Raw genomic sequence first — 13,690 nt, forward strand, 5'->3', positions numbered from 1 at the left:
ACGGCATACGAGATCAATAGCGGTGACTGGAGTTCAGACGTGTGCTCTTCCGATCTCAGGAAGTCGCCGGTTTCACACACCGGGCCGACGATGTCCCAGTCGCGGCAGTCGGCGTCGTGGGGTTTCACCGGCACGATCTCCTGCCAGGCGGAGTACAGGCTGGGGCGGATCAGATCGTTCATGGCGCCGTCCACCACCGCGAAGTTGCGGTGCTCGGTGGGCTTGAGGAACAGCACCTGGGTGATGAACAGGCCGGCGTTGGCGGCGATCGAGCGGCCCGGCTCGATGTGCACCGGCAGGTCGCCGGGGATGTGCTTGAGCAGGGCCTGCACATAGTCGGAACGGGCCGGCGGGGTCTCGTCCTGGTAGGTGACGCCCAGGCCGCCGCCCAGATCCAGATGATGAATCTCGATGCCTAAAGCCTGCAGATCGCCGAGCAGTTTCAGCACCCGCTCCAGGGCGTCCTCGAACGGCGCCAGACGGGTCAGCTGGCTGCCGATGTGGCAGTCGATGCCCAGCACCTTGATGTGCGGCAGCTCGGCGGCGCGCTGGTACAGCGCCGGCGCTTTCTGAATGTCGACGCCGAATTTGTTCTCTTTCAGGCCGGTGGAGATATAGGGGTGGGTCTGGGCGTCCACGTCCGGGTTCACGCGGATCGCGATCGGCGCCACCCGGTCCAGCTCGCCGGCCACCAGGTTCAGCAGTTCCAGCTCGGCGGCGGATTCCACGTTGAAACAGTGGATGCCCACCTTCAGCGCGTCGGCCATTTCCCCGGCGGTTTTGCCGACCCCGGAGAAGACGATGTTGTGCGGCTCGCCGCCGGCGCGCAGCACCCGCTCCAGCTCGCCGCCGGAGACGATATCGAAGCCGGCGCCGGCCTGGGCCAGCACCTGCAGCACCGCCAGGTTGCTGTTCGCCTTGACCGCGTAGCAGACCCGGTGCGGATGCTCGCCGAAGGCGTCATCGAAGGCGTGGTAATGGGTCTCCAGGGCGTCCCGGGAATACAGATACAGCGGCGTGCCGAAGCGTTCCGCCAGTTGCGCCACGGGCAGCTCTTCGGCGAACAGTTCGCCGTCGCGGTAGGAGAAGGGATCCATGGTCATTCCTGGTCGTCATCCTTGGATGAGTCTTCGTTTTCGGTGTCCCCGCCCAGGCGGTCGCCGCCCAGCGGCTGGGCCGACTCGGGGCGGTCGTCGGCCATGTAGAGCGGGCCTTTCTGGCCACAGCCGGCGAGCAGGGCCGTCATCACTATCAGCAGATAAACCGCGCGCATGCGCTGTACTCCGGCGTAATGGATGCAATGGCGTGCAGTATAGCCGCTTCTATCCGGTGACACGATGCGGCGGCCACCGGCACGCGCCGCTCAGCGCAGCGCGTCGCGGCCACGCTTCACGGCGGCGCGCACCTGATCCGGGGCGGTGCCGCCGATGTGATCGCGGGCGCTCACCGAGCCTTCCAGGGTCAGCACCTCGAACACGTCCTCGTCGATCTGATCGCTGAACTGGCGCAGTTCGGCCAGGCTCATGTCGCTCAGGTCCTTCTTCTTCTCGATGCCCAGCGCCACCGCCTTGCCGACGATTTCGTGGGAGTCACGGAAGGCAATGCCCTTGCGCACCAGGTAATCCGCCAGGTCGGTGGCGGTGGCGAAGCCGCGGCGGGCCGCTTCGCGCATCACTTCGCGGTTGGGCTCGATGGCCGGAATCATGTCGGCGAAGGCGCGCAGGCAGCCGGCCAGGGTGTCCACCGCGTCGAACAGCGGTTCCTTGTCTTCCTGGTTGTCCTTGTTGTAGGCCAGCGGCTGGCTCTTCATCAGGGTCAGCAGGGCGATCAGGTGGCCGTTGAGGCGGCCGGTCTTGCCGCGCACCAGTTCCGGCACGTCCGGGTTTTTCTTCTGCGGCATGATCGAGCTGCCGGTGCAGAAACGGTCGGGCAGGTCGATGAAGTTGAACTGGGCGCTGGTCCACAGCACCAGTTCCTCGCTGATGCGCGACAGGTGGGTCACGCACAGCGCCGCCAGGGCGCAGAATTCAATCGCGAAATCCCGGTCGCTGACGGCGTCCAGGGAGTTTTCGCAGACCTCGTCGAAACCCAGCAGCTCGCGGGTGCGCTCGCGGATAATCGGATAGGTGGTGCCGGCCAGGGCGGCGGCGCCCAGCGGCATGCGGTTGACCCGCTTGCGGCAGTCGGCGAGCCGTTCCCGGTCGCGCTTGAGCATCTCGAACCAGGCCAGCAGATGGTGACCGAAGGTCACCGGCTGGGCGGTCTGCAGATGGGTGAAGCCGGGCATGATGGTGGCCGCTTCGCGTTCCGCCTGGTCCAGCAGGCCGGTCATCAGCCGTTCCATTTCGCCGTCGATCAGGTCGATCTCATCGCGCAGCCACAGGCGGATGTCGGTGGCCACCTGGTCGTTGCGGGAGCGGCCGGTGTGCAGCTTCTTGCCGGTGATGCCGATTTTGTCGGTGAGGCGCGCCTCGATGTTCATGTGCACGTCTTCCAGCGCCACCGACCATTCGAATTCACCGGCCTCGATCTCGGCGCGGATTTCGTCCAGGCCCTGAACGATGGCGTCGCGTTCCTCATCGGTGAGCACGCCGGCTTCCGCGAGCATGGTGGCGTGGGCCTGGGAGCCCTGGATGTCCTGGCGGTACATGCGGCGGTCAAAGCCGACGCTGGCGGTGAACGCCTGCACGAAGGCGTCGGTGGACTCGCTGAAGCGGCCGCCCCAGAGTTGGTTTTGCTGGTTGTCGCTCATCTTGCTGCTCACGTCCGGCTTGCGGGAATACGGGAATTGACAGGGCGCGCAGTATAGCATCGCCGGACGGTGGTATCGTACCCGAAAGCGTCGAGCCCTTTCCGACAACAAGAGCGCCCATGTCCGAACCGCAAAACAACGTCTTTCTGCCCGACCTGTGTACCACCCGCGCCGTGCTGGTGGTGGTGGTGGCGTCGGAATTGATGGCCATCGTGATCAGCCTGGTGGCCGGCTACTTCGAGCCGTTCGGGTTCGAGCGGCTGGCGCTGACGTCGCTGTTTATTCAGTGGATCGCGCTCACCTCGGCGGCGCTGGTGTGCCAGTTGCGCGGCCGGCTCAACCGTTTGCCGCAGGCCTGGGCGGCGTTGTCGGTGGTGGCCCTGGTGGCCTTCGACACCCTGGTGTTCAGCCTGCTGGCGCGGGCGCTGATGTCCTGGGTGTCCGCCGCCGCCATGCCGCCGTTGTGGCACTGGGATATTCTCGCCAACGTGCTGATCGCGGCGATCATCTCCGGGCTGGTGATGCGCTACTTCTATGTGCAGGAGCAGCTGCGGGTCAAGGATCGGGCGGAGCTGAAGTCCCGTATCCAGGCGCTGCAGTCACGCATCCGGCCGCATTTCCTGTTCAACTCCATGAACATCATCGCCACCCTGATCCGCATCGACCCGGACGCCGCCGAGCAGGCGGTGGAAGATCTCTCCTCCCTGTTCCGCGCCAGCCTCAAGGACAGTGGCAGCGAGGTCACCCTGGCCGAGGAACTGGCCCTGTGCGAGCGCTATATCCGCATCGAGCAGCTGCGCCTGGGCGAGCGTCTGGGCGTGGAGTGGCGCATTGAACTGGAGCCCGAATCCGTGGCGTTGCCGCTTTTGACGTTGCAACCGCTGCTGGAAAATGCCATCTATCATGGCATCCAGCCGCTCACCGGCGGCGGGGTGGTGCGCATCGCCGCCGCCATCGAACAGGGCCGGGTCGTGCTGCGCGTCGGCAACCCCAAACAGGAGGGCGCCAGCGAGCATCAGGGCAACCGCATGGCGCTGGACAACATCCGCCACCGGCTGGAGGCCCTGCACGGCCCCAGCGTGTCGGTGTCGGCCCGTTCGCAACAACAACACTACGAGATTGAAATCAGCTACCCGCTCCAATAAAAGAACCGGGTGAATAAGAAGAAGGGGAACCCATGGACGACATCGCGAAAATGAAGGTCCTGGTCTGCGACGACGAGGCCCTGGCCCGAATGCGCCTGAAACGTCTGGTGGAGATGGCCAACATGGAAGTCAGCGCGGAAGCCGCCAGCGGCCGCGAAGCGGTGGAGAGCGCCGGGCGGCTGCGCCCGGACGTGGTGCTGATGGACATTCGCATGCCCGACATGGACGGCCTGGAAGCCGCCGCCCACCTGGACAAGATGGAGAACCCGCCGGCGGTGATCTTCTGCACCGCTTACGAAGAACACGCCCTGCAGGCCTTCCGCGTGCACGCGGTGGATTATCTGCTCAAGCCGGTGGGCGCCCAGGACCTCAAGCGCGCGCTGGATAAGGCCCGCGCCCTCAACCGGGTGCAGATCGCCGAACTCAGCCACAAGATGGCCGCCAACCAGAGCGGCCGCCGCCGCCACCTCAGCGCCCGCACCCACCGCGGCCTGGAGCTGGTGCCGGTGGAGGAAGTGCGCTACTTCCAGGCCGACCAGAAATACGTGGCGGTGCACCACGCCGGCGGCTATGTGCTGATCGACGAACCGCTCAAGGCCCTGGAAGACGAATTCGGCGACCTGTTCGTGCGCATCCACCGCAGCACCCTGGCCTCGCTGCATTTCATCGAAAGCCTGGAATGCTCCAGCCAGGGCCGCTTCGAAGTCCGCCTGCGCGGCGTCGACGAACCGCTCAACGTCAGCCGCCGCCACATGCCCGGCCTCCGCCGCGCCCTCGTCAAACGCGGATGAAAGGCAGTTAAGAGTTAACAGTGAATAGTTAATAGTTCGCGAGGGGGCGCCTTGCCGGCTGCTTGGTGGGTGCCCGCGACGCCGCCACGGCGCCCGCCGCTGCTCCCCAACACCTCTACCGGTGTTTTCGCTGTTAACTGTTCACTGTTAACTCTTAACTGTCTCCGCTGTGTTCGGCGCCGCCCGGCTCTTTCCGTTACACTACGCCCCATCTATTCCCCGCCCAGGAGCTTCCATGTCTCGCGAGATTTTGCGCATCGCCACCCGTTCCAGCCCGCTGGCCATCTGGCAGGCCGAGTACGTTCAGAAACGGCTTGAGGCGCTGCATCCGGGGTTGCGCGTGGAGCTGGTGCGGATCAAGACCCAGGGCGACAAGATTCTGGATACGCCGCTGGCGAAAATCGGCGGCAAGGGGCTGTTCGTCAAGGAGCTGGAAGAGGCGATGATGGACGGGCGCGCGGACATCGCCGTGCACTCCATGAAGGACGTGCCCATGGAGCTGCCCGAGGGCATGGCGCTGCCGGTGATCTGCGAGCGCGAAGACCCCCGCGACGCCTTTGTCTCCAACCACTACGACAGCCTGATGGGCCTACCGGAGGGCGCCCGGCTGGGCACCTCCAGCCTGCGCCGCCAGTCCCAGGCGATGGCCAACCGGCCGGACCTTAAAGTGTCCAGCCTGCGCGGCAACGTGCAGACCCGCCTGGGCAAGCTGGACGCCGGTGAGTTCGACGCCATTATTCTCGCCTCCGCCGGCCTCAAGCGTCTGGAAATGCACGAGCGCATTCGCTATGACATGCCGCCGGAGGAATCCCTGCCGGCGGTGGGCCAGGGCGCCGTGGGCATTGAGTGCCGCGCGGACGACGCCGACACCCGGGCCCTGCTGGCGCCGCTCAGCGACGCCCTGACCTGGGACCGGGTCACCGCCGAGCGGGCCATGAACCGCCGCCTGGAAGGCGGCTGCCAAGTGCCGATCGCCGGCTTCGCGCTGCTCGAGGATGACGGCCGGCTGTGGCTGCGCGGCCTGGTGGCCAGCGAGGACGGCTCCACGGTGCTGCGCGCCGAGGCCCGGGCCCCGCGCGCCGACGCCCGGGCGCTGGGCATCGGCATCGCCGAATCGCTGCTGGAGCAGGGCGCCGACCGGATCCTGCGCGAGCTGTACGACCGCGCATGAGCCGTGCCGTGGTGGTAACCCGGCCCGTCGGCCAGGGCGAGCCCCTGGCGGCGCGGCTGGTGGACGCCGGCCATCGGGCCTGGGCGGTGCCGGCGCTGGCCATCGAGCCGCTGCCGCTGGCCGACGCCCACCGCCGGCTGCTGTTCGATCTGGACCTCTACCACGCGGTGTTTTTCGTCAGCGCCAACGCCGCTCACCATGCCCTGAACGCCTTCGCCGACCTCTGGCCGCAGTGGCCGGTGGGGGTGCACTGGCTGGCGGTGGGGGAGTCCACCGCCGCGGTGATCCGCGACGCCGGGCTGACTCCGGAATACCCGCGCAGCGGCTTTAATTCCGAGGCGGTGCTGGCGTTGCCCTGCCTGGCCTCGGTGGCGGAAAAACGTATTCTGATCTGCCGGGGCGACAGCGGCCGCGACTGGCTGGCGGCGCGGCTGCGGGAAAAAGGCGCCGGCGTGGACGTGGTGCCGTTCTACCGGCGCCTGCCCGCCCCCGGCCGCCACTGGCCCGAAGGCGCCGATACGGTGATGATCACCAGCGTCGAGGGCTGGCGGGCGATGGCCGCGCTGGTGCCCGCCGAGGCCACGGTGATCGCCGCCGGCGAGCGGGTGGCCGCCGCCGTGGCCGAGCAGCATCCGGGGCCGCTGGTGGTGGCCGCCAGCGCCCATGACAGCGACATGCTGGCGGCCGTGCCGCCGTCTTGACGGGGCCTTCCGGCGCGAACGTGTGACGATAAGAGGTTGGACGGCGCCGGTCGGTCTCTTTATCGTTTACCCATTCCGCCACCAGCTTTTCTAGGGAACGACCGGGATCGTCCGCCGCCGGCGGCAACAACAAAAGGGAGACCCCATGACGCACCGCGCTTTTCACCGCCAGCAGGGCTTGAGCCTCTGGCCGCTGCTTATCGTGCTTATTGTCCTCGCCGCTCTGGCCGCCGCCGGCTGGTGGGGCTGGCAACAATGGCGGGTGCTGGAGCAGGACCGCCGGGCCAGCCAGGGCGAAATCAGCGACCTGCGCAGTGAACTGAACCGGGAATCCCAGCGCCGCGACCGGGCGCTTCAGGAAATACGCGAATCCCAGGACCGCATCGAAGCGGCCCGCGCCCGCGACCGGGAGGCCCTGGCCGATGTGCGCCAGGGCGGGCAGCGTCTGTGGCTGATCAACGAAGCGGAATCCCTGGCCGCGCGGGCCGGCCAGCGCCTGATGCTCACCGGCGACGCCGAGGCCGCACGCCGCCTGCTGCAGGCCGCGGACCAGACCCTGGCGCGTCTCGACGACCCGCAGGCGCTGCCGGCCCGCAAGGCGCTGGCGGTGGACATCGAAAAACTCAACGGCGCCCGCCAGGTCGACGTCCAGGCCATGGTGCTGCGCCTCGGCGCGCTGCAGGCGCTGATCCCGGAGCTGGCGGTGCCGGAGCGCCAGGCGCCGCCCGCCGAGGACACCGAACAGGACGCCGGCTGGTGGCAGCGGCTGCTCAACCATCTGCCGGTGACGGTGCGTCGCCACGAAGGCGAGGTGCCGCTACCGCTCACCGAAACCCAGGCGTCCACCGTGCGCCTGACCCTGGACGCCAGCCTGCAGCAGGCGCAGCTGGCGCTGATGCAGCGGCGCGTGCAGGCCTACCGGCAGGCGCTGGATAACGCCGCCGCCATGCTCAACCAGTGGTTCCAGGAAGATCAGGGCCGGGTGCGCCAGATGCGCGCCGCCCTGGAGGAACTGGGCGGCCAGCAGGTGGAGCAGGCGTTGCCGGAAATCGGCGCCGGCCTGGACGCGGTTCGCGGCCTCAAGCGTGACCTGCTGAAAAGCGGCGGTGACGGCACGGCCGGGGAGGCCGGCCGATGAAAAAAGCGCTGCTGCTGATTGTCGTCGTACTGCTGGCGGCCACCTTCCTGGGCCGCTGGATGGCCGCCGATTCCGGCTACCTGCTGGTGATCCGCGACCAATGGCGTCTGGAGTCCACGCTCGGCTTCGCGCTGCTGGCGCTGATCCTGGGCGCGGTGGCCCTGGTTGTTCTGACCCTGCTGGGCAACCTGGCCTGGAATCTGGCGGAGCCGGTGCGCGCCACCCGGCGTTTCCGCCGCGGCGTGGCCCGCCGCCGCCTGAAAAGCGGCTTTATCCTGCTGATGGACGGCGAACTGGATAAGGCCGAACGGCTGCTCACCGCCGCCGGCCGCGACGGGGACTGGCCCCTGGTGGCCTGGTTGCTGGCGGCGGAATGCGCCCGCCAGCGCGGCGACGGCGAGGCCCTGGAAGAGTACCTGCAAAACGCCGCCAAGAGCCGCCGGGGCGACAGCTTCAGTGGCCTGATGCGGGCCCGCTTTGCCCTCGACGACGGCCGCCCGGCCGCCGCCCACCGGGAGCTGAAAGGTCTGGTGGAAAAGGCGCCCGGCAACAAACGCATTCTGGCGCTATACGCCGACGTGCTGGAACGCGAGCGCGACTGGCCGGCGCTGTGCGCCCTGGCGCCGCGTCTGCGCCGCGCCCTCGGTGACGCCTACGCGGCCCGCCGCGAGCGCCGCGCCTGGCTGGCCCGTGTCCAGCAACTGGCGCAGAAACCGGGCTTCAACGATGGCGACAGCCGCGCCCGGGAATTGCGCGACCTGTGGAAGCAGGTGCCCAGCGCGCTCAAGCAGGATCCGGCCATGGTGGCCCGTTACGCCGGCTTCCTGGCGCAGCTCGGTGAAGGCAGCCGCGCCCTGTCGTTGGTCAAGGAGCAGCTGGAACGGGACTGGGACGACCGCCTGCCGCCGGTGCTGGAAGCCATCGACGATGTGTCCCCGGACGAACTGCTGCAGAACCTGGAAAAGTGGCTGGTGGACCGCCCCGGCAACGCGGCGGTGCTGGTCACCGCCGGGCGGGTGGCGCTCAAGGCGCGGCTGTGGGGTAAGGCGCAGAACTTCTTCGAGGCGGCGGCCAATTCCAGCCAGAGCGCCACCGCCCTGGCGGAGCTGTCGCGGCTCTACCTGGCGCTGGGCGATCAGGTCAAAGCCGCCAAGGTCCTGGAACGCCGCGTCGCCGAACTCGACGGCCAGCTCCCCGACCTGCCTCTCCCCTAACTAAACGGTCACGCGGCGCTACGAAGCCGGGGTTGTGGGAGCGGGCCCCGCCCGCGAAAGGGTGGCACCAGCCACCCGGCAGGATCCCAGAGGCTTTTCCCTCCAGACAGCCCGCGCCGGTATCGGGTGGGCCCGTCCAGGACACGCCACGAGTACATCCATGTAGGCTCGGCCGGGCGGCGGACCGCTTTGGCCATCCCTGGCCAAACACGGTCCTGGACGGGCCCACCCGATCCCGGCGCTCCTAGGAAGATTCCAAGCTTCCCCTCCCTGGACGGTCCGGCGGTGTTATGACCCGGGGCATCGGAATCTTCCCAAAGAGCGGGTCTGTGTTCTGCCCTTCCGGGACCCTGGAGAACAGGACGTTCGACAGGGAGCCTTGTATGTTCAATACCGATGAACAGTTAAGGTTGTCCACCAGTTACCGGGGAGGCCGTCTGAGCCTGGAGGCAGTGTTGACTGACCTCGTATGTAGAGTGGCTCCCCGCCTCATTACCAACCTCGAAGAGTATCAAGAAGCCGGATTGGCCGGACTTCGTATCGCAAGGTCGAGGCAGTATCAAGTGCGAGGTCGGGGAACCGGTGGCTATTGTGGAATAGATGTCGATGCGAGAGGAAGGGTATGAGTGTGTTTGTGGGTGTAGATATTGCGGCGAAAACCTTTGATCTGGTGAACCGCAAGGGAGGCAAGGCTTCCAAGGTGGAGTCGTTCTCGCAATCGGCCCAGGGGCACGCCAAAGCGATCAAGCGCCTCCAGAACCTCAAGCCCACGCTCATCACTATGGAAGCGACGGGAATCTACTACTTTGATTTGGCGGTAGCCTTGGTACAAGCAGGGCTGCCGGTGGCAGTCATCAATCCCAAAAGCTTCCACCACTTCGCTAAACTGAAGTTGGCCGGGAGCAAGACCGACGGGGTCGATGCCGCCTTGCTGGCGGAATACGGTGAACGCATCGAGCCCTCGCTGTGGACACCTCCCGATGAGGTCCGGCTGGCGCTGCGCGATATCGGGCGGCAGATCAACCGCTTGACCGGTACCCGAACCCAAGCCAAGAACCGGCTGCATGCGCTACAGGCCAAGAACTCGACCCGATCCCTACTGGTTGAGGACGAACAAGAGGGTATCGCCTACCTGGATCGGCGCATTGAACGGCTGAGCCAGGCGGCGCTGGCGCTGATCGCGGAGTGTGAGACCCTGTCCCGGTACCTGACCCATATGTGTGCCGCCAAAGGCGTTGGTAAGGCCTCCGCCCTGATCGTACTGGCGGAGCTGTGTGTGCTGCCTTCCAGTCTGAAAGCCCCGCAAGTCAGTCGTTTTGCGGGTCTGGATGTCCGATTGACGCAGTCGGGCAGCAGCGTCAACCGGCCGGCGCGCTTGAGCAAGGCGGGCAATGCTTATCTCCGTGCGGCCTTGTACATGCCAGCCATGAGCGCCATCCAGCACGACCCACGGGTGAAGGCCTTTTACGACGCCCTTGTGTCACGGGGCAAAAAGAAGATCCAGGCCCTGTGCGCAGTGATGCGGAAGTACCTCACTGGTTTGTGGGCCTGCATACAGACAGAGACTGCTTTTGATTCAGCGATGCTCTTCAGTGAAGAGCATCTGAAAGCTTGAGTTCTAACAGAGTATCTACATGGATGTACTCGTGGCGTGTCCTGGGCGGGCCCACCCGATCCCGGCGCGGGCCTTCTGGAGAGCAAATCCCGGTTCAGCCGCTACGCAGATGGTGCGCGTGGTAGCGAAGATGGTCGTCGATAAAGCTGGCGATAAAGAAGTAGGAATGATCGTACCCGGGCAGCATACGCAGGGTCAGCGGCACGCCGGCCTGCTTGCAGGCCGCTTCCAGGGCTTCCGGGCGTAGCTGCCCGTCCTGGTAGAAGTTGTCCGCCTCGCCCTGGTCCACCTTGATTTCCGCCGGCGCCGGGGCGCCGGTGGCGATCAGCTCGCAGGCGTCCCACGCCTTCCAGCTTTCCCGGTCGTCACCCAGATAGCCGCCCAGCGCTTTCTCGCCCCAGGGGCACTGCGTCGGGTTGGCGATGGGCGCGAACGCGGACACCGAGGCGTAGCGCTCCGGGTTCTTAAGCGCGCACACCAGGGCGCCGTGGCCGCCCATGGAGTGGCCGCTGATCGACTGCTGGCCGTTGAGCGGAAAGTGCCGGGCCACCAGCGCCGGCAGCTCTTCGGTGACGTAGTCGTACATGCGGTAGTGGCGGTTCCAGGGTGCCTCGGTGGCGTTCACGTAGAAGCCGGCGCCGGAGCCGAAATCATAGCTGTCGTGCTCGCCGGGCAGGTCGGTGCCGCGCGGGCTGGTGTCCGGGCAGACGATCGCCAGGCCCAGCTCCGCGGCGGTGCCGTGGGCGCCGGCCTTCTGCATGAAGTTTTCATCCGTGCAGGTCAGGCCGGACAGCCACCACAGCAGCGGCACGTCCTGCTCCTCCGCCGCCGGCGGCAGATAGATGGCGAAGATCATCTCGCAGCCGAGCACCTTGCTGTGGTGCTTGTAGCGCTTTAGCCAGCCGCCGAAGCTCTTGTTCGCGGCGACCAGTTCCAGTTCGTCGGGATGAGTCATAGCGAGTGCTCCCGCAATCAGTACAGAATGACCGACCGGATGCTTTTGCCTTCGTGCATCAGATCGAACGCCTTGTTGATGTCATCCAGCGGCATGGTGTGGGTGACGAACTCGTCGATCTTGATCTCGCCCTTCATGTAGCGGTCCACGTAGCCGGGCAGCTCGGTGCGGCCTTTGACGCCGCCGAAGGCGGAGCCTTTCCAGACCCGGCCGGTGACCAGCTGGAACGGGCGGGTGCTGATCTCCTCGCCGGCGCCGGCCACGCCGATGATGATCGATTCGCCCCAGCCTTTGTGGCAGCACTCCAGCGCCGAGCGCATCACGTTGACGTTGCCGATGCACTCGAAGGAGTAGTCCACGCCGCCGTCGGTGAGCTCGACGATCACTTCCTGGATCGAGTTGCTGTAATCCTTGGGGTTGATGAAGTCGGTGGCGCCAAACTGGCGGGCGATCTTCTCTTTGTCGTTGTTCACGTCGATGGCGATGATCCGTTCCGCCTTGGCCATCACCGCGCCCTGAATCACCGACAGGCCGATGCCGCCCAGGCCGAACACCGCCACCGTGGAGCCCGGCTCCACCTTGGCCGTGTTGAGCACCGCGCCGATGCCGGTGGTGACGCCGCAGCCGAGCAGGCAGATCTTGTCCAGCGGCGCTTCCTTGCTGACCTTGGCCAGGGACACTTCCGGCACCACGGTGTACTCGGAGAAGGTGCTGGTGCCCATGTAGTGGTTCAGCTCGGTGCCGTTCAGGGAGAAGCGGCGGGTGCCGTCGGGCATCAGGCCCTGGCCCTGGGTGGCGCGCACCGCGGAGCACAGGTTGGTCTTGCCGGACAGGCAGAACTTACATTTGCCGCACTCGGCGGTGTAGAGCGGAATCACATGGTCGCCGGGTTTGACGCTGGTGACGCCTTCGCCCACTTCCTGGACGATGCCCGCGCCTTCGTGGCCGAACACGGACGGGAACAGCCCCTCCGGGTCCTTCCCGGACAGGGTGTAGGCGTCGGTGTGGCAGACGCCGGTGGCGACGATCTGCACCAGCACGTCCCCGGCTTTCGGGCCGGCCACGTCGATTTCTTCAATAACCAGGGGTTTGCCTGCTTCCCAGGCGACGGCGGCTCTCGATTTCATGCTCTTCTCCGTAACAGGTAGGACGTCTGACGTCGGATCACCGGTTCAGTGTACTGGCGCTGCTTCGCCCTCTTAAGGCATTATTTCGCAATAGATTATTGCTCAGGAGCAACAATGCAGCACTGGGATCGCATCGAGGCCTTCGTCGAGGTGGTGAGGCACGAATCCTTCGCCGGCGCGGCCCGGGGCCTGGGGGTCTCCAGCTCCCACGTCAGCCGTCTGGTGGCGCGCCTGGAGACCCAGCTCGGCACCCAGCTGCTGTACCGGACCACCCGCCGTCTGCGGCTCACCGATGCCGGCGCCGTCTATTTCGAGCACTGCGCCCAGCTGTTCGACGGTTTCCAGGAAGCGCTCACCGCGATCAGCGACTACCAGCGCCGGCCCACCGGCGTGCTCAAACTCACCTGCGCCACCACCTTCGGCGAGAAATTCATCGCCCCGCTGGTCAACGACTTCCTCGCCGAGCACCCGCAACTGTCGGTGCGCATGGACTTCACCAACCGGCCGGTGGACATCGTCGACGAAGGCTTCGACGTGGCGGTGCGCACCGGCGCCCTGCCCGACTCCTCGCTGATCGCCCGCAAGCTGTGCCCGCGCCGGGAATACGTGGTGGGCTCGGCGGACTATTTCCAGCGCCACCCGCGGCCGCACACCCTGGGCGAGCTGGCCGGCCACAACTGCCTGCTCGGTTCCGCCGACCACTGGACCTTCGACCTGGACGGCCAGCACCGGGCCTGGCGGGTGGAGGGCAACTGGCGGGCCAATTCCGGCCTGGCGTTGCTGGACGCGGTGCGCAAGGGGCTGGGGCTGGCCCAGCTGCCGGACTACTACGTGCGCGAGGGCATCGAACGGGGCGAGCTGGTGTCGGTGCTGGACGCCCACGCCTGCACCCACACGGCGGTGTGGGTGGTCTATCCACGCCACCGCCATTTGTCCCCCAAGGTCCGCCAGTTCGTGGACTTCCTGGTGGCCGGCATGAAGGGGCGCGCTTGAAAGCGGCCGCCTTCATCATCAGGTAGGCGTTAGACAAGCCACGAAAGCAAGGAGAGAACATGGCCAAGGCAACCCTCCCGGCCCTGGG

The 13,690-nt window shown here is 66.6% G+C and carries 13 protein-coding genes; 8 read left to right on the plus strand and 5 right to left on the minus strand.

The genetic code is table 11. The features are described 5' to 3' along the window. The 3 genes from lysA to argH form a co-directional block, all read right to left on the minus strand. Positions 1 to 1,097: diaminopimelate decarboxylase (gene lysA / locus ACEQZD_RS07665; RefSeq protein ID WP_372530070.1), on the minus strand; the 1,097-nt coding region annotated here is incomplete at its 3' end. 2 nt (positions 1,098 to 1,099) lie between these two features. Then, positions 1,100 to 1,273: a lipoprotein gene (locus ACEQZD_RS07670; RefSeq protein ID WP_214012521.1), complete on the minus strand. Its 174-nt coding sequence runs from the start codon at positions 1,271 to 1,273 to the stop codon at positions 1,100 to 1,102. Between the two features lie 90 nt (positions 1,274 to 1,363). After that, positions 1,364 to 2,752 carry an argininosuccinate lyase gene (gene argH / locus ACEQZD_RS07675; RefSeq protein ID WP_214012520.1) on the minus strand — a complete coding sequence of 463 codons (1,389 nt, stop codon included), beginning with the start codon at positions 2,750 to 2,752 and terminating at the stop codon, positions 1,364 to 1,366. Positions 2,753 to 2,871: 119 nt separating this feature from the next. On the opposite strand from argH, the gene ACEQZD_RS07680 reads away from it, so the two are divergent. From ACEQZD_RS07680 to ACEQZD_RS07710, 7 genes are all read left to right on the plus strand, one after another. Further along, positions 2,872 to 3,897, plus strand: coding sequence for a sensor histidine kinase (locus ACEQZD_RS07680; RefSeq protein ID WP_194855178.1), 1,026 nt, complete (start codon positions 2,872 to 2,874; stop codon positions 3,895 to 3,897). 50 nt (positions 3,898 to 3,947) lie between these two features. Then, a complete protein-coding gene (locus tag ACEQZD_RS07685) occupies positions 3,948 to 4,688 on the plus strand; it encodes a LytTR family DNA-binding domain-containing protein (protein ID WP_067604882.1) in 741 nt (246 codons plus the stop codon). Between the two features lie 235 nt (positions 4,689 to 4,923). Beyond that, positions 4,924 to 5,859, plus strand: coding sequence for a hydroxymethylbilane synthase (gene hemC / locus ACEQZD_RS07690; protein WP_335629655.1), 936 nt, complete (start codon positions 4,924 to 4,926; stop codon positions 5,857 to 5,859). Further along, the gene (locus ACEQZD_RS07695; RefSeq protein WP_335629654.1) at positions 5,856 to 6,560 is read left to right on the plus strand and encodes a uroporphyrinogen-III synthase; all 705 of its coding nucleotides are present in this window, start codon (positions 5,856 to 5,858) and stop codon (positions 6,558 to 6,560) included. The genes hemC and ACEQZD_RS07695 overlap by 4 nt, the downstream gene beginning before the upstream one ends. 145 nt (positions 6,561 to 6,705) lie before the next feature. Then, positions 6,706 to 7,698, plus strand: a complete 993-nt coding sequence (locus ACEQZD_RS07700; RefSeq protein WP_370184787.1) for a uroporphyrinogen-III C-methyltransferase — start codon at positions 6,706 to 6,708, stop codon at positions 7,696 to 7,698. Further along, positions 7,695 to 8,912 carry a heme biosynthesis HemY N-terminal domain-containing protein gene (locus tag ACEQZD_RS07705; RefSeq protein WP_335629652.1) on the plus strand — a complete coding sequence of 406 codons (1,218 nt, stop codon included), beginning with the start codon at positions 7,695 to 7,697 and terminating at the stop codon, positions 8,910 to 8,912. The genes ACEQZD_RS07700 and ACEQZD_RS07705 overlap by 4 nt, the downstream gene beginning before the upstream one ends. Positions 8,913 to 9,534: 622 nt before the next feature. Further along, positions 9,535 to 10,527, plus strand: a complete 993-nt coding sequence (locus ACEQZD_RS07710) for an IS110 family transposase (protein WP_370184789.1) — start codon at positions 9,535 to 9,537, stop codon at positions 10,525 to 10,527. Between the two features lie 94 nt (positions 10,528 to 10,621). On the opposite strand, the gene fghA is transcribed toward ACEQZD_RS07710, so the two are convergent. Together fghA and ACEQZD_RS07720 are read right to left on the minus strand one after the other, a co-directional pair. Further along, positions 10,622 to 11,482: an S-formylglutathione hydrolase gene (fghA, locus tag ACEQZD_RS07715; RefSeq protein WP_370184791.1), complete on the minus strand. Its 861-nt coding sequence runs from the start codon at positions 11,480 to 11,482 to the stop codon at positions 10,622 to 10,624. A 17-nt stretch (positions 11,483 to 11,499) separates the two neighbouring features. Continuing rightward, positions 11,500 to 12,609: an S-(hydroxymethyl)glutathione dehydrogenase/class III alcohol dehydrogenase gene (locus tag ACEQZD_RS07720; RefSeq protein ID WP_370184793.1), complete on the minus strand. Its 1,110-nt coding sequence runs from the start codon at positions 12,607 to 12,609 to the stop codon at positions 11,500 to 11,502. A gap of 114 nt (positions 12,610 to 12,723) precedes the next feature. Here ACEQZD_RS07720 and ACEQZD_RS07725 point away from each other — a divergent pair, with 114 nt between their 5' ends. Next, positions 12,724 to 13,602, plus strand: coding sequence for a LysR family transcriptional regulator (locus ACEQZD_RS07725; RefSeq protein ID WP_335628375.1), 879 nt, complete (start codon positions 12,724 to 12,726; stop codon positions 13,600 to 13,602). The last annotated feature ends 88 nt before the right edge of the window (positions 13,603 to 13,690 follow it).

Source organism: Alloalcanivorax sp., from assembly GCF_964221125.1.
GTDB classification, from domain to species: Bacteria; Pseudomonadota; Gammaproteobacteria; order Pseudomonadales; family Alcanivoracaceae; genus Alloalcanivorax; species Alloalcanivorax venustensis.